Source organism: Flavobacterium sp. RSB2_4_14, from assembly GCF_051547085.1.
Lineage (GTDB): Bacteria > Bacteroidota > Bacteroidia > Flavobacteriales > Flavobacteriaceae > Flavobacterium.
Window position 1 is genome coordinate 572,499 of record NZ_JBPTTL010000001.1, and the last position, 21,834, is coordinate 594,332.

Consider the following 21,834-nt stretch of genomic DNA (forward strand, 5'->3'; position numbering starts at 1 on the left):
TGTATTCACTCAATTTTTTAAGAATTATAAACAATCTATAAGACAAATATATTTTCTATTTTTGCTTTCAATTTTCAAGTCATGGAAAAACTTCTATCCTATCCAATTTCGATCCTATATTATTTGTGTTTCGGATTGACATTGGTTATTTTTCATCCTATACAATGGGTTTGTTTCAACGTTTTTGGGTATCAAGCACATAAAAAAAGTGTCGATTATTTGAATTTCTTTCTAACCAAATGCACTAATATTTTAGGAACTACTTATACTTTTGAAAACAAAGAATTAATTCCAAAAGATGCTCCAATAATTTTTGTGGCCAATCATCAGAGTTTGTATGATATCATAGGAATTATTTGGTATTTACGACGATTTCATGCTAAGTTTGTTAGCAAAAAAGAATTAGGAAAAGGCATTCCAAGTGTTTCTTATAATTTGCGTCATGGTGGTTCAATTTTAATCGATAGAAAAGATCCAAAACAAGCCATTCCGTTAATCAAAGGATTGTCAGAATACATAGAAAAACACAACCGTTCGGCAGTTATTTTTCCAGAAGGAACACGAAGTAAAGACGGGAAACCGAAAGAGTTTGCTCAAAGTGGTTTAAAAATTCTATGTAAATATGCGCCATCTGCTTATGTTGTGCCAATAACTATTAATAATTCATGGAAAATGGTTAAATTTGGTGCGTTTCCGATGGGTTTAGGAAATCATTTGCAATTTATCATTCATGAGCCAATTGCAGTTGCCGACTTTTCGTTTGAAGAAATCATGCAAAAAACAGAAAGTGCAGTAGTAAACTCAGTTAAAGTATAATAAAATTTGTGTTTAGATTTAATCCTAAACCCCAATTCTAAAATTTTAAAATAAAAATGTCTATAAAAAATATCCGTCTAGAAGTAATGCAATTTCTAGAAAACAAGGTTGATGGTTTTGTTGATCAATTTTTAATTCCTGTGGAGAAAATTTGGCAACCGTCAGATTTTTTACCCGATTCTCAAAGTGAAAATTTCTTTGAAGAAGTAAAAGAATTACAAGAAATTGCCAAAGATTTACCCTATGATTTTTGGGTAGCGATGGTTGGCGATACTATAACCGAAGAAGCTTTGCCTACCTACGAGTCGTGGTTAATGGAAGTGGAAGGTGTTAATAATGAAGGTAGAAATGGTTGGTCAAAATGGGTGCGTCAATGGACTGGAGAAGAGAACCGTCATGGCGATTTATTGAATAAATATTTGTACTTATCGGGAAGAATTAACATGCGTGAAGTAGAAATTACGACACAACATTTAATTAACGATGGTTTTGATATTGGTACAGGAAAAGATCCTTATAAGAACTTTGTTTACACGAGTTTTCAAGAACTAGCTACTTATGTTTCTCACAATAGAGTTTCTCAAATAGCAAAACAATACGGTGACACCAAATTATCAAAAGCTTGTAAAATGATTGCAGGCGATGAAATGCGTCATCATCATGCCTATTCAGAATTTATTAATCAGATTTTCAAAGTTGACCCTTCTGAAATGATGTTGGCGTTTCAATATATGATGAAACAAAAAATTACAATGCCAGCACATTTCTTGAGAGAGTCTGGACAAACAATCAGCTCCGCTTTTAATCATTTTTCAGATTCAGCTCAAAAATTAGGCGTTTATACCGCTAATGATTATGTTGAAATTCTTCAAAAATTATTAGACAAATGGGAAATAGACAAAATTGCAGGTCTAAATGATGAAGCCGAAAAAGCACGTGATTATTTAATGAAATTGCCTGGAAGAATGGCAAAGATTTCTGAACGGTTAGTACTTCCAGAGGAAAATTATAAATTCAAATGGGTTGTTCCTGCATAATAAGACAAATTTTAAATCCTTTCCGAAAAGAAAGGATTTTTTAAATCATAATAAATGTCAATAATAGATAAAACCATTCTTTTTGTAAAACAACAGTTAGAAAATGCAGAAGGTGGACATGATTGGTTTCACATTGAACGTGTTTATAAAAATGCTTTACTAATTGCTCGTGAGGAAGTTTGTGATTTGACAGTTGTAAAACTTAGCGCTTTACTTCATGATATAGCCGATAGTAAATTTCACGATGGCGATGAAACTATTGGACCAAAAACCGCTCGTGCTTTTCTAGAAAATGAAAATCTTGATCAAAAAATCATTAATCATGTTATCAATATCATTGAAAACATTTCTTTTAAAGGAGGAAATTTCGAGAAAAAATTATCCCGAGACTTCGGGACAAAAGAATTAAAAATCGTGCAAGATGCTGACCGATTAGATGCGATTGGCGCTATTGGCATTGCTAGAACATTCAATTATGGTGGGTTTAAGAATAGAGCACTTTATAATCCTGCGATTGCTCCCAATTTGAACATGACCAAAGAAGAATATAAAAATAGTGATTCGCCTACGCTTAACCATTTTTATGAAAAACTACTGTTGTTAAAAGACAAAATGAATACTGAAACAGGACAGAAAATCGCCTTAGAGCGACATAAGTATATGGAAAATTTCCTTTCGCAGTTTTATGCTGAGTGGGAAGGTGAAAAATAAAAAAGAGAACCAATCGGGATCTCTTTTTAGTATTTATTTACCATTAAAACTAGCTTTTCTTTTTTCTAAAAATGCAGTTGTACCTTCTTTAAAATCTTCCGTACCAAAGCATTTTCCAAAGTTTCTAATTTCGGTTTCAAAACCGTTTATACCATCTTTGAAGTTAGCATTTACCGCTTTTATTGCTTTTCCTATTGCCATTGGTGAATTTCGCATGATTTTAGCAGCAATGCTTTTAGTAAATTCTAATAATTCAGCTTGAGGGACAACGTGATTTACTAAGCCATAGTTTTTGGCGGTTTCGGCATCAATCATTCCAGCAGTCATAATCATTTCCATGGCGCGACCTTTTCCAATTAATTGAGGTAAACGTTGCGTTCCACCATAACCCGGAATTACCCCAAGAGAAACCTCAGGCAAACCCATTTTAGCGTTATCTGAAGCAATTCGGAAATGGCATGACATCGCTAATTCTAATCCACCGCCAAGAGCAAAACCATTGACTGCGGCAATTACTGGAGTTTTCAAATTTTCGACAAAATCAAATAATAATTCTTGTCCTTGTGCGGCTAATTGTGCTCCTTCTTCTACTGAAAAATTGGCAAATTCCGAAATATCTGCGCCAGCAACAAACGCTTTTTCACCTTCGCCTGTAATTATTATCACTCTTACCTCATTAGTGTTTTCAAGGTTTTCAAAGGCATCATGTAATTCTTGAATCGTTTTTACATTGAGTGCATTCAATTTTGATGGGCGATTGATGGTGATTTGTCCAATGCCGTTTTCAACGGCTACGAGTATGTTTTCGAAGTTCATAGTTTAAATTTTTATTTCACAATAGGAAGCGACACAATGAAAGTGGAACCTTTTCCAAGTTCTGTTTCAAAAGTAATGGTTCCTTTATAATTTTCTATAATATTTTTTATTATTCCCAATCCCAATCCCATACCGCTAGTTTTGGTGGTGAATTTTGGTTCAAAAACGTGTTCAATATTTGCGGTTTCAATCCCAATACCATTGTCTTTTACCTTAATAATAACATTGTCATCCATCTCTTGTACAGAAACTAAAATTTCTTTTTCGTCTTGCTCTTCAGGAATTGATTGAATAGCATTTTTCACCAAGTTGGTGATGATTCTAATCAATTGTGTTCTGTCCAATTTTGAAATAATTTCTTCTTTATTACTTTCAAAAATGATGAAATCTTCATTAAAAATATCTAATGCCAATTCTACAACATCTACTACGTTGAGGTTTTCATTTTGTTGTGCTGGCATCGAAGCAAAGTTGGAAAACGCAGAAGCCACAGCACTCATAGTATCAATTTGCTGTATTAATGTCTTAGAATAATCGTCGAGTTTTTGTTTCAAATTTGGATCGTTGGGGTCAAATTTTCGCTGAAAACTTTGAACCGTTAATCGCATTGGTGTTAGTGGATTTTTGATTTCATGCGCTACTTGTTTTGCCATTTCGCGCCAAGCTTGTTCACGTTCACTTTGTGCTAACATGGTGGCACTTTCCTCAAGTTTGTCCACCATTTGATTGTAGGCATTAATCAAGGAATTTATTTCACGACTATTGGCTTCAATAACGATTTTTTCATTCTTTTGGTTCAAACTCGTTTCATTGATTTTGTCGGAAATGGTTTTTAAGGATTTGGTGATATAGCTCGAAAGAAAATAGGCTAAAGCAAAGGCAATAATCAACATGAAAGAGTACACTTGACTTAATCGCAGCAAAAATTGACGCAATTCGGTTTCATAAAAACCATCGTCTTCTACATAAGGAATGTTCAAAATACCTAATGGTTTGAACTTGTCGTCTTTGATTTGACTGTAGGAAGAACGGTTTTTTACACCGTCAATATTTTTAATATCGACATATCTTTTTTCAACCGAAGATTGAACGAGTTTCAATATGTAATTTGGGATTGGCGGTGCCACTTTATCCACCGAAAATTTAGCTTTAGAAGATTTAACAAGTTTTCCTTCAAGTGAATAAATATTGATTTCGAGATTGTGAATATCAGCTAACTCGTGAATTTTGTCTTTGAAAATCAGCGGAAGATTATCTGGAGTTAATGGATAAGTTGTGGTAGAAAGTACATAATTAATGTGTTCTTTTATGGCAAACTCTTTTCGGTCTAAACGCTCTTGATGGTAATCTTTGGCTTCGTTTTTAAATTGAATAATCGAAATGGAAGCCATCAAAATAGAAGCAATTAATATCAATATAATCATCGATAGGAAAATCCTAATTCGAAGTGATAACATTGACATTTTAAATCCGTTGAACATAGTTTAGGATTTGTTTTTTTCTCTTATTCTTTTGTAAAATTTGAATCCCAGCATTATTAAAACTGAAAATAAAACAATACCTACTACACCATAAATCCAGTTGAAAGCATTTTTTAAAATTACTAAAAAAACCACTGCAAACAAGATAATCGTTGCGCCTTCATTCCACAGTCGCATAAAATTTGAAGAATACTTAAACACATCATTTTGCAATTCTGTATAAATCAAATGACATTTTATTTGATAAGCAATTAACAACACGACAAACCCAAGTTTCACGTGCATCCATGGCATTTGTAACCAAGCAGGCATCAAGATTAGTAACCAAATAGCGAAAAGTGTTGCTAAAATAGCACTTGGCCAAGTGATGATATACCACAATCTATAGGTCATTATTTTGTATTGCTTTTGCAGAATTTCTTTTTCAGGAGAAGGTTTATCGTTGGCTTCAATTTGATATACAAATAGGCGAACAATATAAAACAAACCCGCAAACCAAGTGATGACAAAAATTAAGTGAAGTGATTTTATGTAATTATAGAGTTCCATTTATTATTTATTATGAATATCGGATATATCATCAAGTTCTGGTGAAGCATGAACTCTTGACACAAAATCAACGGTACCTGATGTCTTGAATTTTTTAGTAGCTAATTTAACACCTATAAAAATACCTAATAAAGCTATTGAACAGCATATTATAAATCCAATAGTATTTGGAATATTATAATACACTAGAAAACCAATCACCAATCCAATTAATGAAGGCGAAATCATAATTTGCATCCAACCAATTATTTCGGTCATTTTTTCAAGAAATCTTATCATTTAAAAGCGATATGAAATTTATTTTTTCCAATCCTCAATCCAATTCGCAACCACACCACACCATTCGTCTTCATCATTCATACACGGAATGGCCAGAAATTCTTCACCACCATGGTGCAAAAATTGTTCGTTGGCTTCCATGGCAATTTCCTCCAAAGTTTCCAAACAATCAGCAACAAAAGCTGGCGTTACAACAGCTAATTTTTTAATACCTTTTTCTGGCATTTTGTTGATTTCAAAATCAGTGTAAGGCGTTAACCATTTATCGCCGGCTAAGCGTGATTGAAAGGTTTGGCTGTATTTTCCTTCTGGTATTCCCAATAATTTGACTACTTGTTTTGTGGTTTCATAACATTGGTGACTATAACAAAATTCGTGTGCTGGCGAAGGTGTGTTACAGCAAGTGCGATCCATTTTACAATGCGATTTGGTAACATCAGTTTTGCGAATATGGCGTTTTGGGATTCCATGATAGGAAAACAATAAATGATCATAGTCAAATCCTTCCAAATGTTTTTTTATTGAATTGGCTAATGCCTGAATATAATCGGGTTTATTATAAAATGCTGGAACAATGGTAAACTTCATTTCAGGAAAAAACTTCTGGCGCAATTCTTCTGCTAAAACTAAAATAGTCGTTGTTGAAGCCATAGCGTGTTGAGGATACAACGGGAAAAGCATTACCTCGGTTACGCCTTTATCTTTTAACTCTTGCAATCCTTTTTGGATAGTCATCGTTCCGTAACGCATCGCTAAAGCCACTGGAATATTAACTAGTTTTTGAACCTTTTGATGCATTTTTTTTGAAATCACAATCAAAGGAGAACCTTCATCGGTCCAAATTCTACTGTAAGCTTCTGCTGATTTTTTTGGTCTTGTTTGCAAAATAATACCCCGAACTAATAATGCACGAAGTAAAAATGGCACGTCAATCACGTATTTGTCCATTAAAAATTCGTCTAAATAGGGTTTAACATCCTTAGCAGTTGGACTTTCGGGTGAACCTAAATTAACTAATAATACTCCTTTCATAGTTTTCATTTTTTTGATTTCTCTCTGTCAAAGATTTAAATTTTGGCAGAGATATTTTTATCATTCTGATATTTTTAATCTATTTAATTATTTTGACTTAATGACATCAAATATTTCTTTGGTGTTGTAGCAAATTTCTTTTTGAAAGCGGCAATAAAATGACTTCCTGTGCTGTAACCAATTTTTAATCCTACTTCATTCACGTTATAAGAACCAGAGTCTAATAATTGTCGGGCGTAATCCATTTTGTAATCAAAAAGAAAACCATAAACGGTATCGCCATATATTTGTTTGAAACCCATTTTAAGTTTTTTCAAAGTAAGCCCAACTTGGTTCGCTAACGACTCTAAACTTGGTGGTTCAGCCATATTGGCAATAATAATTTCTTTCGCTTTTTTGATTTTCAATACATTTTCTTCGTCAATCAAAAAAGGGCATTGTTCTGCATTTGGGTCTTCATTTCTATTAAAAAATAAACTCAGCAACTCATATCCTTTGCCTTTGTAATACAAATTTTTTATCGACGGATTTAGGTTGTAATGGAACATTTGGTTCAAAACAATCGCCATCGATGGACTGATATCACTTTCGTTATAATATTTTTTATCTTTATTTTCCTTACTCAAAAACGGAATATGTTCGGCATCGGTAGTGAAAAGGCCATGAAATTTTTTGATAGAAACCAATATGGTAATCAACCACGATTTTGGAGCAATTTCAACATTCAGTGGCAACTCTTTTTCTGGATTATAAAACAGAAGACATTTTTCCTCATTCAAATCTAAAGTGTAATTACCATTATTAAAAATAAACTTGGCACATCCCTTTAATCCAAAATGAAATTGGATTAACCCCATTGTCACAGGACTTTGGAATGTAGAAACTTCATCAGTATCATTTTGAAAACGAATTAGGGTAAAATCATTTTCAATTGTTATTATTTCTTTAGAACCCATAGCGATATTTTTTGAAAAAGAAAAAGCAAATAATACTCGTTATTATTTAGAACAAATCTATATTAGAATAAATCAGTTACTTGATTTTAGCACAAAATTAAAAGAAATAACGATATAAATACGATTGACTTAAAAAATATCTCACAGCGACACAAAAAGTTCTTTTAGCGTTACTTTTGTAATAAGCTTAACAATAACTTTGCTCGTCTTTTAGGGAAAGAGCATAATATGGAAAACGGAAACATTTCAAAACATAGTACTTTTTACGCTGTTGGCTTAAGTTACAAGAAAGCCGATGCCGATATAAGAGGCAAATTTAGCTTGGATGATAACGGAAAAAGGAATGTTTTGGCGCAAGCACAAAGCGAAGGCATCGAATCCTTAATCGTAACTTCAACGTGTAACCGTACTGAAATCTATGGTTTTGCTCAACATCCTTTTCAATTAATCAAATTACTTTGCGATAATAGTAACGGCACTGTGGAAGATTTCCAAAAAGTGGCTTACATTTATAAAAACCAAGAAGCGGTTACTTATATGTTTCGTGTTGGAACCGGTTTAGACAGTCAAATTTTAGGAGATTTTGAAATTATTAGCCAAATAAAATCGGCTTTTGTTGAGAGTAAATCGATGAATTTGGTGAATGCTTTTATGGAGCGATTGGTAAATGCCGTGATCCAAACAAGCAAAAAAATTAAAAATGAAACCGAAATTTCTTCTGGCGCAACCTCCGTTTCCTTCGCTTCCGTTCGTTATATATTTAATAATGTTGAAGACATTGCCAACAAAAATATTTTACTTTTTGGCACTGGAAAAATTGGAAGAAACACTTGTGAAAATTTAGTAAAACATACCAAACACGAGCAAATTACCTTAATCAATCGCACCAAAGACAAAGCGGAAAAATTAGCACGAAAACTAGATGTAGTGGTAAAAGATTACTCCGACTTGCAACTCGAAATTCAAAAAGCTGATGTTTTAGTTGTGGCAACTGGAGCGCATAATCCAACAGTAGATAAAACCATTTTAAATCTAAAAAAACCATTATTGATTTTGGATTTATCGATTCCAAAAAATGTAAACGAAAATGTTCAGGATATCGAAGGTGTAACATTAATTCACATGGATCATTTATCACAAATGACCGATGAAACATTGGAAAACCGAAAAAAACATATTCCAGCTGCTGAAGCCATCATCGAGGAAATTAAAGATGAGTTTATAGCTTGGACCAAACAAAGAAAATTTGCCCCAACTATTCATGCGCTAAAACAAAAACTGAATACCATCAAAGAAGGTGAATTAAATGTTCAACGCAAAAAAATATCCAATTTTGATGAAGAACAAGCCGAACTAATAAGCGCCAGAATTATTCAAAAAATTACTAATCATTTTGCCAATCATTTAAAAGATGATAACACCATGGTGGATGAAAGTATTGAATGGATTGAGAAAGTTTTTCAGATACAAACCACTTCAAAATAGAATGGCCAAAACAATCAGAATAGGAACTCGCGATAGCGAACTAGCACTTTGGCAAGCTAAAACCGTTGAAAAAAAACTAAACGATTTAGGACATAAAACCGAAATTATTGCCGTAAAATCTCAAGGCGATATTATTCTTGACAAGCCACTTTACGAACTTGGAATCACCGGAATTTTTACCAAAACATTAGACATTGCCATGATTAACGGTCAAGTGGATATTGCAGTGCATTCTATGAAAGACGTGCCAACAGCTTTGCCACAAGGAATTATCCAAGCGGCCGTTTTAGAAAGAGCCAATGTTTTAGACATTTTAGTTCACAAAGGAAACACCGGTTTTCTAGAAAAAGAAGCTACAATTGCTACAGGAAGTTTGCGCCGTCAAGCACAATGGTGGAATAAATATCCCAATCATACTGTGGTTGATTTACGTGGAAACGTGAATACCAGAATGCATAAACTAAACGATAACAATTGGAATGGAGCTGTTTTTGCAGCAGCAGGATTAGAACGAATTAATTTAAAACCCGAAAATTTTATCAATCTCGATTGGATGATTCCAGCGCCAGCACAAGGTGCAATGGTAGTTTTAGCGATGGGAAATGATAATTATACTATAGATGCAGTTGCTCAATTAAATGATATTGAAACCGAGATTTGTACTTACATCGAAAGACAATTTTTAAAAACTCTAGAAGGCGGTTGTACAGCACCAATTGGAGCTTTAGCAAAATATAACGAGAATGAGGACACCATAAATTTTAATGGAGTTTTACTATCAATCGACGGCAAACAAAAATTAGAAATTGAAAAAACAGTTGACATATCTGAATGGAAAAAACTAGGTTTCAATGTTGCTCAAGAAATTTTAAACAATGGCGGAACAGAATTAATGAAAGAAATTAAACAACAGTTGAAGAAGTAAAATAAACCATCAAGAGATTAAGTTTCATTAAGTTTTTACACTTAATTTTCTTAACTATCTAAATGGTTTAAAAACAAACAATGACAAAACAAATCAACATACTATCCACCAAAAAGCTTTTACCCAATCAAAAGCAATATTTATTCGACGCCAATATTCATCTTATTGAAGAAGATTTTATAAAAACTACATTTCTTTCCCCTCCTTTGGAGGGGTTAGGGGAGGCTCTAATTTTCACAAGTCAAAACGCTGTTCAAAGTATTTTACAACACCCAAAATGGAATGAATTAAAAAGCAAAAATGTTTTTGCAGTTGGAATGAAAACTAAGGATTTATTAACTGAAAATGGGTTTAATGTTATTGCCTACACAGGTTATGCAGCTGATTTGGCTGAGATAATTTCATTGATTTACAACAAAGAAAGTTATACCTTTTTTAGCGGAAATTTGCGTAGAGATGTTTTACCAAACACATTAAAAGAAAACGGCATCACTTTTAATGAAATCGAAGTTTATGAAACCAACATAACTTCAAAAAAAATAAAAAGTAAAGTAGATGGAATATTATTTTTCAGTCCATCAGCTGTCGAAAGTTATTTGAAATTGAATACCATAAAAGACGAAACTTGTTTTTGCATAGGCGAAACCACAGCAGAAGCATTAGAAAATAAGAAAATAAAAAACATCATAATTGCAGACAAACCATCAGTTGAAAATGTGATTGATGAAGTCATAGAATATTACAACAATTAAAACTTCGCGGCTTTGCGACTTTGCGAGAAATAATTCGTGATAATTCGTGAAATTCGTGGCAAAAAAGATAAACAATGTTAAAGAACGACCTATTTTTAAGAGCCTTAAATAATGAAACCGTTGAACGTCCACCAGTTTGGATGATGCGTCAAGCGGGAAGATATTTACCAGAATTCAGAGCGTTGCGCGATAAATATGATTTCTTCACGCGTTGCGAAACTCCTGAATTAGCAGCAGAAATTACAGTTCAACCCATAAGAATTGTAAAACCAGATGCGGCTATTTTATTTTCTGATATTTTAGTAGTGCCAAGAGCTATGGGAATTCATGTGGAATTAAAAGACAATTTGGGACCAATAATCCCAAACCCAATCCGTACGATGGAACAAGTAAATCAAGTTATTGTTCCCGATGTTCATGAAACGTTAGGCTATGTTTTTGATGCCATCAAATTAACTAAAGAAATGCTAAACGATGAGGTTCCTTTAATTGGTTTTGCGGGTTCACCATGGACAATTTTTTGCTACGTAGTGGAAGGAAAAGGGTCAAAAAGTTTTGATACCGCCAAAGGATTTTGTTTCTCTAATCCAGTGGCAGCGCACACCTTATTACAAAAAATCACCGATACAACAATCTTATATTTAAAAGAAAAAGTAAAAGCAGGCTGTAATGCCATTCAGATTTTCGATTCTTGGGGAGGAATGCTTTCGCCAGTTGATTATCAAGAATTTTCATGGCAATACATTAACCAAATAGTGGAAGCATTAGCCGAAGACACCAAAGTAATTTTATTCGGAAAAGGATGTTGGTTTGCTCTTGGCGACATGGCAAAATCAAAAGCATCAGCAATTGGAGTAGATTGGACATGTTCAGCAAGAAATGCAAGATATCTAACAGGCGGAAAAATCACCTTACAAGGAAACTTCGACCCAAGTCGTTTACTTTCCCCAATTCCAACCATTAAAAAAATGGTACACCAAATGATAAATGAATTTGGCAAAGACAATTACATCGTAAACCTTGGTCACGGAATTTTACCAAACATTCCAGTAGATCACGCGAAGGCTTTTGTAGAAGCGGTGAAAGAGTACCAAAAATGATGAATAAAAAGTTCTATATATTGTTTGTTTTATTGGGACTTATTCCCGCAACGTATTGGTTATTTTTAACTTTACTTTTTGGTTGGCTTACTTTATCGGAAATAAATCTATCCAATTTGTTAGATGAAATTCCAATATTATTTTGTTTTTCTTTAGGTATTTGTGGCTATTTGGGTTTGTTATCAATGTTACGAGGATTACAAAAGCGTTATTACAAGTTAAATTTAATGTTATTAGGATCTGGATTACTTGGTAATATTTTATTTATTTCTTACGTTGGAACAAAAGGTGCTTGGGAAAGAGTTCTTTTTGGCGATGGAAATATAGGAGAATGGCTTATCGGAATATTACCAAATGTTATCAGTCTGACTTTTATAGTATGGATTTTAACAAAAATGTACAAAGAGAAAAATGAGAAATAAATTCTACACCTACATCCAAAACCTCCAAAACCAAATCACTTCCAAACTAGAAGAAGTTGATGGAGTTGCCAAATTCCGCGAGGACATTTGGGAACGACCAGAAGGTGGTGGTGGAAGAACTAGAGTTATAGAAAACGGAAAAGTTTTTGAAAAAGGCGGTGTAAATATTTCAGCCGTTCATGGCAAATTACCCGATTCGATGCAGAAACTATTCAACGTTGGTGAAGCTGATTTTTTTGCGTGCGGATTGAGTTTGGTTATTCATCCAAAAAGCCCAATGGCGCCAACGGTTCATGCCAATTGGCGGTATTTTGAAATGTATGATGATAACGGAAATATAATTAATAGTTGGTTTGGTGGTGGACAAGATTTAACACCTTATTATTTATTTGAAGAAGACGGAAAACATTTTCATCAAACGTGTAAAACCGCTTGCGACAAACACAATCCAGAATTTTATCCAAAATATAAAAAACAATGTGACAATTATTTTTGGAATGCACATCGCAACGAAGCTCGTGGAATTGGCGGATTGTTCTTTGATTATTGCAAAGCAGATGAACAAATGTCAATGGAAGATTGGTTCAATTTCGTCACTGAAGTTGGGAATAGTTTCCTCGAAGCGTATGTTCCAATCGTGGAAAGAAGAAAAAGTTTACCCTATTCAGCTGAACAAAAAACTTGGCAAGAAATCCGTCGTGGTCGTTATGTTGAGTTTAATTTAGTACACGATAAAGGCACTTTATTTGGCTTAAAAACCAACGGAAGAATTGAAAGTATTTTGATGAGTTTACCGCCACACGTGCAATGGGTTTATGACCATCATCCAGAAAAAGGAAGTGAAGAAGAAAAATTAATTAAAGTATTAGAAAAACCAAAAAATTGGATATAAATTAAACCATTAAGAAATTAAGAAAAATTAAGTCAAACTCTTAATGAAACTTAATCTCTTAATGGTTAAAAAAATAAAATATTATGTTCCCACTAAGAAGAAACCGAAGATTAAGAACCAACGAAAGCATCCGTTCCTTAGTTCGTGAAACAATTTTATCTCCGAATGATTTTATTGTGCCACTTTTCATTGTAGAAGGAAAAGGCGTTAGAGAAGAAATTCCTTCCATGCAAAACTACTTCCGTTTGAGTTTAGACAATCTCGAAAAAGAGATTAAAGAACTTCAAAAGCTAAACTTAAAATCGGTTTTGTTATTTGTAAAAGTTCCAGATAATTTAAAAGATAATGCCGGAAAAGAAGCGCTTAATCCAAATGGTTTGATGCAACGTGCTATCAAAACGGTAAAAAATATTGCTCCCGAAATGATTGTTATGACTGATGTTGCTCTCGACCCTTATTCAGTTTATGGTCACGACGGAATCATTGAAAACGGACAAATCCTGAATGATAAAACAAGTTTATTTTTGGCTGAAATGAGTGTTTCTCACGCGCAAGCTGGAGCCGATTTTGTCGCGCCAAGCGATATGATGGACGGAAGAATTCTAGAAATCAGAGAAGCATTGGAAGAAGAAGGATTTACTAATACTGGGATTTTGGCATATTCTGCAAAATACGCCTCGGCGCATTATGGTCCGTTTCGCGATGCTTTAGACTCAGCACCAGTTGATTTGATGGATATTCCAAAAGACAAAAAAACATATCAAATGGATTATCACAATCGCCTAGAATCCATTCGTGAAACTCGAATGGATATTGAAGAAGGTGCCGATATTGTGATGGTAAAACCAGGAATTGCTTATCTTGATATTGTTCGCGAAATCAAAAACATGTCTGAAGTTCCAGTGGCTGTTTACCAAGTTTCTGGTGAATATTGCATGATAAAAGCTGCGGCAGAAAGAGGTTGGATTGATCATGATGCCGTGATGATGGAACAAGTTACCGCTATAAAACGCGCTGGTGCGGATTTAATTGCGAGTTATTTTGCCAAAGATGTAATCAAATTAATTTCATAGAGTATGAAAAAAATTATTTTAATTATTACTGCTGTAATTTTTATCTCCTGCAAAAAAGAGGAAAATAATATTCCAGAAAATCAAGGTCTTGTTAAGAATAAGAGTGCTATTGAGTATGGAAAAACTCTTTTTGAAGGGGAAGGCAATTGTATTGCTTGTCATCAAGCCGAGCAAAAAATTATTGGCCCAAGTATTCAAGAAATCGCAAAAATATATAAAGATAAGAATGCTAGTATTGTTTCATTTCTAAGAGAAGAAAGCGAACCCATTATTGATCCAAGCAAGTATGATATTATGAAAACTAATTTTGCGATTACCGAAGAAATGACTGATGATCAATTAAAGGCATTAGAAGCTTATATTTTAAGTTTTTCAAATTAAAACAAATGGAAATTGCTTTCATCAAAACGCCAATTGGCATTGCCAAAATTGTTGGAGATGAAAACGGAATAACTGAAATTTCAGTACTCGATGAAGGTGAAGTTTCCAAAACAATTCCACCCATTTTGCAAGTTGTGGTTCAACAACTTCAAGAGTATTTTCTAAATAAAAGAAGCACTTTCGATTTTAAACTCAATCCAAAAGGAACAGAATTTCAACAACGGGTTTGGAAAGAATTGCTCAACATTCCATTTGGAAAAACTATATCGTATCTAGATTTGTCTAAAAAATTAGGCGATGTAAAAGCCATTCGTGCAGTAGCTTCAGCCAATGGTAAAAATCCACTTTGGATAGTAGTTCCTTGTCATCGCGTTATTGGAACAGATGGTTCCTTGACTGGATACGCTGGAGGATTGTGGCGAAAAAAATGGTTACTAGAACACGAAAGCCCAACATCTCAACAAACACTTTTTTAAAGTTTTTCTTTCATATTTGAAATAGATTTTATAATTTTCACAGCAGTAATTTTAAATTAATTACCATGATTGAAAAAATAAATCTCAATAACATTCTTTTTCTCGATATTGAAACTGTTCCTCAAGAAGAACATTATAACGAGTTAGACGATGAAATGAAGGAACTTTGGCAGCACAAAACGCAATACCAAAGAAAGGATGATTATACACCTGAGGATTTTTATGAACGTGCCGGAATTTGGGCAGAGTTTGGAAAAATTGTGTGCATTTCTGTGGGTTATTTTGTCAATAAAGGCGATATTCGAAATTTCAGAGTGACATCCTTTTTTGGGGAAGAAAAAAAGATTTTAAAAGATTTTTCTAATTTATTAAACAATCATTTTAATTTGGCATCGCATGTTTTGTGTGGTCATAATGCCAAAGAATTTGATATTCCTTTTATTGCTCGAAGAATGATAATTAATCAAATAGCCATTCCAAATAAATTAAACTTATTTGGGAAAAAACCATGGGAAATTCCACATTTGGACACTTTGGAATTATGGAAATTTGGTGATTATAAACATTTCACTTCATTAAAATTATTGACTAAAATTTTAGATATTCCTTCCTCAAAAGGAGATATTGATGGTAGTCAAGTGGCACAAGTTTATTATGTGGATAAAGATATAGACCGCATTGTGACCTATTGTGAAAAGGATGTAATAGCGGTAGCACAAATTTTCTTGCGATTGCGAAGAGAAGATTTATTAGTAGAAGATGAAATTATACATGTATAAAAAAATGGAGGTCAATTGACCTCCATTTTTTTAGTTTCTTCTTAAAATTATTTTCTTGGTTATTGACCCTTGGTCATTTCCAATATTGACTAAATATATTCCATCTTGAAGATTTTCTATACTAAAACTAGTGCTCACTTGATTGGTTTCTTTTGATAAAATTTGTCTTCCTTGAATATCAAATAATTTAATAGTTGCCGTATCTGTTAAAGACGGTATATCAATATTTACAATTCCTTTTGTGGGGTTTGGATAAACACTACTTTTTAGGATTGGGTTTGTAACTACAGCCAAAGCTTGTTCTACTCTACACAAATCAATACTAAAACTATCAATAGTTCCACCATCTTGATTATAAGGGTCAACAACTTTTAATGTCCATACTCCATCTGCTGGTAACGAGTTTAACGAGCTTAAAGCTGTTACAGGAGCAATTGGCCCTGTGATTGCAGGAATGCCTGAACAACTTGGTGAAACTCCGTCATCATCCATAGTACAATTTATATTTTGATTATCACCACAAGGATTTTCAAATAGTGTGATTACCGGACTTCCAATAGCAACTGGTCCAATAAGAGTAATTATCATGTCGCCAATCCATGTGTGGGTAATTGCTAAATTGACATTTAAGTCGCCAATATTATATCCTCCAGAAATAGTTAATGGAACAGAAGCTTCTGAGTTTGGTACATCAGCGATTACAGCATTGGAATAATCTTCCGCCGTAAAAGTCAAATCACAAACTAAATTTCCTGTTGCGAAGGAATAAACTATTGCATTATTTGCAATTGCAGTTCCACAATTGTTTTGAGGTATAACTCTCCAATAATATCTTGTTGCTTCTCCCAATCCAGAAATACTATATTGTGTATTACTAACTTGTGCGTCAAACAATAAATTTGAGAAATTAGGATTTTCAGACACTTCAACTTTATATGTTAAAGCATTTGGTTGGCTGTTCCATTTTAAAGTAGTACTTGTTGATAATCCCGATTGTCCATTAGTTGGTGTTTGAAGTGTAACAGGTTGAAAAGTACCATTGAAAACTCTTAAAGATTTATATCGTGTTTCAGTTTCTGATGGACTAGTTCCTTTTATACCTACAAAATATTCATTTGGGGTAATATTACCCAAATTTGATATTGTCATTGTAACAACGCCGTTTGAACTCATCGATGCAGGAGAAAATGTTGCCGTAGCACCTGTTGGTAAATCTACAGCCGAAAATGTAGTTGTTCCTGATCCTATTTGAACATAATTAAAGGTATAAACAGCATTTTGATTAGAACAAACAGTTAAGTTGTCTGAAGTAGAATTTATAGAGAAAGACGAACTTAAACCTGTTACCACCAAAGAATATTTTTGACTTCCAGTAACTAAAGTTCCTTTGTGTTTAACTGTAATTGTATATTGTCCAGCAGTAGGATTGTCTAACTTTACTTGTTCAACATTATCAACATTATTGTCGCCAGTTCTAACAGCAGGACTTGCAGGATCGTTAGTTAATTTCCATGGGGAATATATAGTTGAGTTTCTAGTTATTCTTATATCTAAATCATTTACTAATGCGGGTGTTGGATTATTTGGGGAAGTAATATCAGTAGTTATCGCACCAGGTAAATCTGTCCAAGTGATAGAAGCTATTAAAGGAGATGTTCCACTAGCATTAACAGTCATACTAAAGGTTTGATTATTATTTAAATTTTCTTCTGAAACCCATGATGCTAAACCATTATTTGTAATGGCTTCAGCAGCAGCTTTAGTGTTTAATAATCCCCAACCAAAAACAGCATCAGGACCAATAAGTCCTGCATCATCAGCCGTATGACATGCCAATCCTTTAAGTGTAGCGGCACGCATAAAACTATTTGTCAAATTTTTATAATGTTGTTGTAACAAAAGCAAACTTCCAGCCACATTAGGTGATGCCATTGATGTTCCAGTAAGCGCCGCTGTTGCAGTATTACTAGCATTACTTGTTGAGGTTAGATTTGTTCCGTTTCCTGTAATATCTGGTTTTACTCTGAAATCATCAGTTGGTCCTTGACTACTTGAAGAATTAATAGTAATTGTTCCACTAACAGTGCCGTTAGTAGCAATGGTTACATCTTGACAATTAGCAACAGTCAGATTATTTTTTGCTCCTTTTTCTCCTGTTAGTTTGTCATAGCCAAATGCTATTGGGTCTGTGTTAGCATTATTATCTCCTTCGTTACCTGCTGACATTACAGCTAGATAATAAGGGGCATTATAAGCAACTTCGTCCCATTCATAAGACTCATTAAAATAGCCACCTATGTACCAAGATGGTAAAGGCGTTCCCGAACCAGAAATAGGCACACCATATGAATGATTAGAAATCAACATTCCTAATTGTGTCTCTGCATAAACTTCTCCTAAATCATCCGTCCAGTTAAATGTTCTAGCATTTGCTTCTGGTGCCATTCCTTTTACAGTTGCTGGATTTGCACTTGCAACCATGGTTCCTGTTACGTGTGTTCCATGAAGTATAGATGTCGTATTGGTTGGATCATCAACTACTTGAACTCTACCACCAAATGCATTGTGAGTAGTTCTAACATTTCCGCCATCCCAAACTCTGGCAGTCATGCCTTGACCGTTCAAGTTCAAACCAAGTGAACCACCACTATTTAAATGATTTACCCTTGTACTACGAGCAGCATTTACGTTATCAGTTGTGTAATAAATAGGGAAACCTTCACGTGAAATTCTCATTAATTCCGTAATAGTTCCATCTGGTTTTTCAATGCGAATAGGCCAGTTATTTTGTAATGCTTTAGCAATTGCTTTTTGTTTATCTGCTTGTGATTTTGTTTTGTAATAGTTTTCTTTTTCTTTAAGTTTCACTAAATCATAATTGGCAGTGATTTTTTTAATATCCTCTTGTGTTTGTGCAAACAAGGAAAATGAAACAAGTGTTATAAAAAAAAGGAATAAGGAGTTCTTTTTCATGTTGGTTTGTGTGTGTAAATAGTTTTTTAAATCAATAGGAAGCAAATATATAAATACTGAGTTAATTTGGATGATATGTTAACAATTTAACACTAAATTTTATAATTTGTTTAATTTCTGGCAGTCAAATAAATAACGTGAGATTTATTTTAATTGAGCCAGTAAATTTTTTAATAAGTTCAAACAAAAAAATATTTCTAATCAAATTTGATAAATAGTATATTTACAAAAAAACTGATTATGGTGTTAAGTAGATTTTGGCTCGTTATTTTTATTTCCTCTATTGCTTTTGTACTCTTTAGTTTGTTTTCTGGAAATAGCTATACTATTGACAATGTATTGAACGGAAAAAAAGATGATCCAATTTTAATTTCTGAGAAATACATAAATGAAGTTCCAAAGTTTATCCAAGATAGTATTACTAAAAACGATGAGAAAACTTTTGTTATTAATCGCAACACTACAAATGCCGACACAACCTATGTTTATAAAAACAAAACGGTAAAAATATATAGTGGTGTTCAAAAATCGGATGGATTATTGCCAACTTGCAAAAATACATTATTGGATTTGATTTTACCACTTATAGCTTATTTAGCTTTTTTCTGTGGCTTAATGGAACTTTTAATCATATCTGGAGCATCAGATAAATTAGCAAAAGTGTTGAGTCCAGTATTTGTAAAAGTGTTTCCAAGTATTCCCCAAAATCACCCTTCGATTTCTTATATGACCTTAAACTTTTCAGCAAATTTTTTAGGATTGGATTCAGCGGCTACTCCATTTGGATTAAAGGCAATGCAGAGTTTACAAGAAATAAATCCCGATAAAGACAAGGCAAGTGATGCGCAAATCATGTTTATGTGTCTGCATGCTTCGGGACTTACCTTAATTGCCACTTCAATTATTGGTTATAGAGCCGCTGCTAATGCCAGCAATCCAGCAGATGTTATGTTGCCTTGTATTATTACCTCTTTTATTGGTACAATTGCTGCTTTTTTGATAGTTGGTGTAAAACAAAAAATTAATTTCAAAAGCACCTCTTTAGTTGTGGGATTAATGGTTTTAATTGCTGCTATTGTTGGACTGTTGATGTACGTCAACCATTTAGATTTAATTGGCAAAAACTATTTTACTACGAATCTTTCAGCTTTAATATTAGTAGGGATTATTATTTTTACTTTGATTTTTTCATTTATTAAAGAGAAGAAATTTGGAGAAGCAAACACTACAGTTTACGAAGCCTTTGTGGCTGGCGCCAATAATGGAGTAAAAACAGGAGTTACTATTTTTCCCTATGTTTTGGGGATGTTAGTGGCAATTTCCTTGTTCCGCAATAGTGGTTTATTTGAAATTATCAGCAATTGGATTGCTTTTGCTTTCTCAAATATGGGAGTCAGTAAACAAATCACCGATGCTTTGCCAGTTGCATTACTTAGACCTTTTAGTTCTGCAGGATCACGTGGGTTTTTGATTGATTCAATGAATACTTTTGGAGCCGATTCCATGACAGGAAGATTAAGTAGTATTTTTCAATGTAGCGCCGAAAGCACTTTTTATGTGATTGCGGTTTACTTTGGGTCAGTTAATATAAAAAACACCCGATACGCTTTGGGAACGATGCTTTTAGTTGATGTGATTTGTGTGATTACAGCGATTTTTGTGGCTAGTTGGTTTTTTTAAAATAGAAAAATGTTATTTGAAAATTTAATATGTCATTTTGTTGGGAATAGCTTTTTGTGGCTGTGCAATTTCGGCAAAAAATCTATTGATGAGATTGCTGAAAAAGATAATTCCAAACTAGGATTTATAATAATAATCTTTATACTATTAATAATTCTTGGCTTTAATACCAAATAGATATGTCTTTCACTGAAACCTTTACCGATTTTTATAACCAAGTTAAAGCTAGCTTAGCTGACGGTACTTTTGCTAAATTAACCTTGGCAAAAACCATTGGAAATACTGATTTGATGAATATTTATGTTCGTCCTATAGTGGAAAATGGTATTTTGCAACTGGAGCTTAAATATAAATTTCAACAAGAAGAAAAAGTTGAAATCCATACTATTGATAACGCTAGAGATGTTTTGGTGAATTATATCAATAATCCGTTCCTGTCTGCAATTTTATTTACCACTGAATTTGATTTGACCTATAAACTGAATAAAAAACGAGCAGTAAGTATTACAGAGAAAGTAAATACCTTCGGGAATGCTTCGGAAGTTTTGTTAGAATATCTTAATCAATAACCATCTCTGGAATTTCTCCTTCAACAATTAAATCAGCTTCTGTAGAAGCAATGATATGTTCCACAGAAACTCCTGGTGCGCGCTCTAGTAGTTTAAATCCTTTTGGAGTGATTTCAAGTACAGCTAATTCAGTAACCACTTTTTTAACGCAGCCAACTCCAGTTAAAGGTAAACTGCATTTTTTTAAAATTTTACTTTCTCCTGCTTTGTTAACATGCATCATGGCAACGATAATGTTTTCAGCTGATGCTACTAAATCCATCGCGCCGCCCATTCCTTTTACCATTTTTCCTGGAATTTTCCAATTGGCAATATCACCGTTTTCAGAAACTTCCATAGCGCCAAGAATTGTTAAATCTACTTTTTGACTTCGTATCATGCCAAAACTAAATGCCGAATCGAAAAAACTAGCTCCAGGTAAAGTAGTTATAGTTTGTTTTCCAGCGTTAATAATATCGGCATCTTCTTCACCTTCAAAAGGGAATGGTCCCATTCCGAGAACTCCATTTTCACTTTGAAATTCAACTGAAATATCGTTACGAACATAGTTGGCCACTAAGGTTGGAATTCCTATTCCAAGATTAACATAATAACCATCTTTTACTTCTTTGGCTATTCGTTTTGCAATGTCATTTTTATCTAAAGCCATG

General features: G+C 33.6%; 23 protein-coding genes. 15 read left to right on the top strand and 8 right to left on the bottom strand.

Translation table 11 applies throughout. From position 1 onward, the window contains the following. The first annotated feature begins 81 nt into the window (after positions 1-81). Genes ACSVH2_RS02645 through ACSVH2_RS02655 form a run of 3 tightly spaced genes read left to right on the top strand, consistent with a single transcriptional unit; the run spans position 82 to position 2,564 of the window. Positions 82-816 carry a lysophospholipid acyltransferase family protein gene (locus ACSVH2_RS02645; protein ID WP_438091612.1) on the top strand — a complete coding sequence of 245 codons (735 nt, stop codon included), beginning with the start codon at positions 82-84 and terminating at the stop codon, positions 814-816. Between the two features lie 56 nt (positions 817-872). Further along, on the top strand, positions 873-1,853 hold the full coding sequence (locus ACSVH2_RS02650; RefSeq protein WP_438091613.1) for an acyl-ACP desaturase: 981 nt from the start codon (positions 873-875) through the stop codon (positions 1,851-1,853). A 54-nt stretch (positions 1,854-1,907) separates the two neighbouring features. Further along, positions 1,908-2,564 (top strand): HD domain-containing protein, encoded by a 657-nt coding sequence (locus ACSVH2_RS02655; protein WP_438091614.1) that lies wholly within the window; start codon positions 1,908-1,910, stop codon positions 2,562-2,564. Positions 2,565-2,597: 33 nt separating this feature from the next. Here the strand turns inward: ACSVH2_RS02655 and ACSVH2_RS02660 are convergent, their stop codons facing one another. The 6 genes from ACSVH2_RS02660 to ACSVH2_RS02685 all read right to left on the bottom strand — a co-directional run bounded on the left by ACSVH2_RS02660 (position 2,598) and on the right by ACSVH2_RS02685 (position 7,677). Then, positions 2,598-3,380, bottom strand: coding sequence for an enoyl-CoA hydratase/isomerase family protein (locus tag ACSVH2_RS02660; RefSeq protein WP_438091615.1), 783 nt, complete (start codon positions 3,378-3,380; stop codon positions 2,598-2,600). Positions 3,381-3,391: 11 nt separating this feature from the next. Continuing rightward, complete coding sequence (locus ACSVH2_RS02665; RefSeq protein WP_438092250.1) at positions 3,392-4,804, bottom strand: sensor histidine kinase; 1,413 nt, start codon at positions 4,802-4,804, stop codon at positions 3,392-3,394. 60 nt (positions 4,805-4,864) lie between these two features. Beyond that, positions 4,865-5,410: a CopD family protein gene (locus ACSVH2_RS02670; protein ID WP_438091616.1), complete on the bottom strand. Its 546-nt coding sequence runs from the start codon at positions 5,408-5,410 to the stop codon at positions 4,865-4,867. Between the two features lie 3 nt (positions 5,411-5,413). Next, complete coding sequence (locus ACSVH2_RS02675) at positions 5,414-5,668, bottom strand: hypothetical protein (protein ID WP_438091617.1); 255 nt, start codon at positions 5,666-5,668, stop codon at positions 5,414-5,416. Positions 5,669-5,707: 39 nt separating this feature from the next. Then, a complete protein-coding gene (gene hemH, locus ACSVH2_RS02680; RefSeq protein ID WP_438091618.1) occupies positions 5,708-6,721 on the bottom strand; it encodes a ferrochelatase in 1,014 nt (337 codons plus the stop codon). A gap of 83 nt (positions 6,722-6,804) precedes the next feature. Next, a complete protein-coding gene (locus tag ACSVH2_RS02685; protein ID WP_438091619.1) occupies positions 6,805-7,677 on the bottom strand; it encodes a helix-turn-helix transcriptional regulator in 873 nt (290 codons plus the stop codon). 228 nt (positions 7,678-7,905) lie between these two features. Between ACSVH2_RS02685 and hemA the strand changes: the two genes are divergently transcribed. From hemA to ACSVH2_RS02735, 10 genes are all read left to right on the top strand, one after another. Beyond that, positions 7,906-9,162 carry a glutamyl-tRNA reductase gene (hemA, locus tag ACSVH2_RS02690; protein ID WP_438091620.1) on the top strand — a complete coding sequence of 419 codons (1,257 nt, stop codon included), beginning with the start codon at positions 7,906-7,908 and terminating at the stop codon, positions 9,160-9,162. 1 nt (position 9,163) lies between these two features. Then, positions 9,164-10,087, top strand: a complete 924-nt coding sequence (gene hemC, locus ACSVH2_RS02695; RefSeq protein WP_438092251.1) for a hydroxymethylbilane synthase — start codon at positions 9,164-9,166, stop codon at positions 10,085-10,087. Between the two features lie 80 nt (positions 10,088-10,167). Next, positions 10,168-10,839, top strand: a complete 672-nt coding sequence (locus tag ACSVH2_RS02700) for a uroporphyrinogen-III synthase (RefSeq protein ID WP_438091621.1) — start codon at positions 10,168-10,170, stop codon at positions 10,837-10,839. A 74-nt stretch (positions 10,840-10,913) separates the two neighbouring features. Continuing rightward, positions 10,914-11,939 carry a uroporphyrinogen decarboxylase gene (gene hemE / locus ACSVH2_RS02705; RefSeq protein ID WP_438091622.1) on the top strand — a complete coding sequence of 342 codons (1,026 nt, stop codon included), beginning with the start codon at positions 10,914-10,916 and terminating at the stop codon, positions 11,937-11,939. Continuing rightward, entirely contained in the window at positions 11,936-12,361 is a 426-nt protein-coding gene (locus tag ACSVH2_RS02710; RefSeq protein ID WP_438091623.1) for a hypothetical protein, read from the top strand. The genes hemE and ACSVH2_RS02710 overlap by 4 nt, the downstream gene beginning before the upstream one ends. Further along, positions 12,351-13,253, top strand: a complete 903-nt coding sequence (gene hemF, locus ACSVH2_RS02715; RefSeq protein WP_438091624.1) for an oxygen-dependent coproporphyrinogen oxidase — start codon at positions 12,351-12,353, stop codon at positions 13,251-13,253. The genes ACSVH2_RS02710 and hemF overlap by 11 nt, the downstream gene beginning before the upstream one ends. Positions 13,254-13,336: 83 nt before the next feature. Beyond that, positions 13,337-14,326, top strand: a complete 990-nt coding sequence (hemB, locus tag ACSVH2_RS02720) for a porphobilinogen synthase (RefSeq protein ID WP_438091625.1) — start codon at positions 13,337-13,339, stop codon at positions 14,324-14,326. Positions 14,327-14,329: 3 nt separating this feature from the next. After that, positions 14,330-14,707: a c-type cytochrome gene (locus ACSVH2_RS02725; RefSeq protein ID WP_438091626.1), complete on the top strand. Its 378-nt coding sequence runs from the start codon at positions 14,330-14,332 to the stop codon at positions 14,705-14,707. Positions 14,708-14,712: 5 nt separating this feature from the next. Next, positions 14,713-15,183 carry a methylated-DNA--[protein]-cysteine S-methyltransferase gene (locus tag ACSVH2_RS02730; RefSeq protein ID WP_438091627.1) on the top strand — a complete coding sequence of 157 codons (471 nt, stop codon included), beginning with the start codon at positions 14,713-14,715 and terminating at the stop codon, positions 15,181-15,183. A gap of 65 nt (positions 15,184-15,248) precedes the next feature. Continuing rightward, complete coding sequence (locus ACSVH2_RS02735) at positions 15,249-15,962, top strand: 3'-5' exonuclease (protein ID WP_438091628.1); 714 nt, start codon at positions 15,249-15,251, stop codon at positions 15,960-15,962. A gap of 30 nt (positions 15,963-15,992) precedes the next feature. Here ACSVH2_RS02735 and ACSVH2_RS02740 read toward each other — a convergent pair whose 3' ends face one another. Further along, entirely contained in the window at positions 15,993-18,935 is a 2,943-nt protein-coding gene (locus ACSVH2_RS02740; RefSeq protein WP_438091629.1) for a S8 family serine peptidase, read from the bottom strand. 240 nt (positions 18,936-19,175) lie between these two features. Here ACSVH2_RS02740 and ACSVH2_RS02745 point away from each other — a divergent pair, with 240 nt between their 5' ends. Next, positions 19,176-20,615, top strand: a complete 1,440-nt coding sequence (locus tag ACSVH2_RS02745) for a nucleoside recognition domain-containing protein (protein WP_438091630.1) — start codon at positions 19,176-19,178, stop codon at positions 20,613-20,615. Positions 20,616-20,794: 179 nt separating this feature from the next. Next, the gene (locus ACSVH2_RS02750; protein ID WP_438091631.1) at positions 20,795-21,184 is read left to right on the top strand and encodes a hypothetical protein; all 390 of its coding nucleotides are present in this window, start codon (positions 20,795-20,797) and stop codon (positions 21,182-21,184) included. Here ACSVH2_RS02750 and ACSVH2_RS02755 read toward each other — a convergent pair. Next, positions 21,174-21,833 carry a CoA transferase subunit B gene (locus ACSVH2_RS02755; RefSeq protein ID WP_438091632.1) on the bottom strand — a complete coding sequence of 220 codons (660 nt, stop codon included), beginning with the start codon at positions 21,831-21,833 and terminating at the stop codon, positions 21,174-21,176. The genes ACSVH2_RS02750 and ACSVH2_RS02755 overlap by 11 nt on opposite strands. Position 21,834 lies beyond the last annotated feature (1 nt).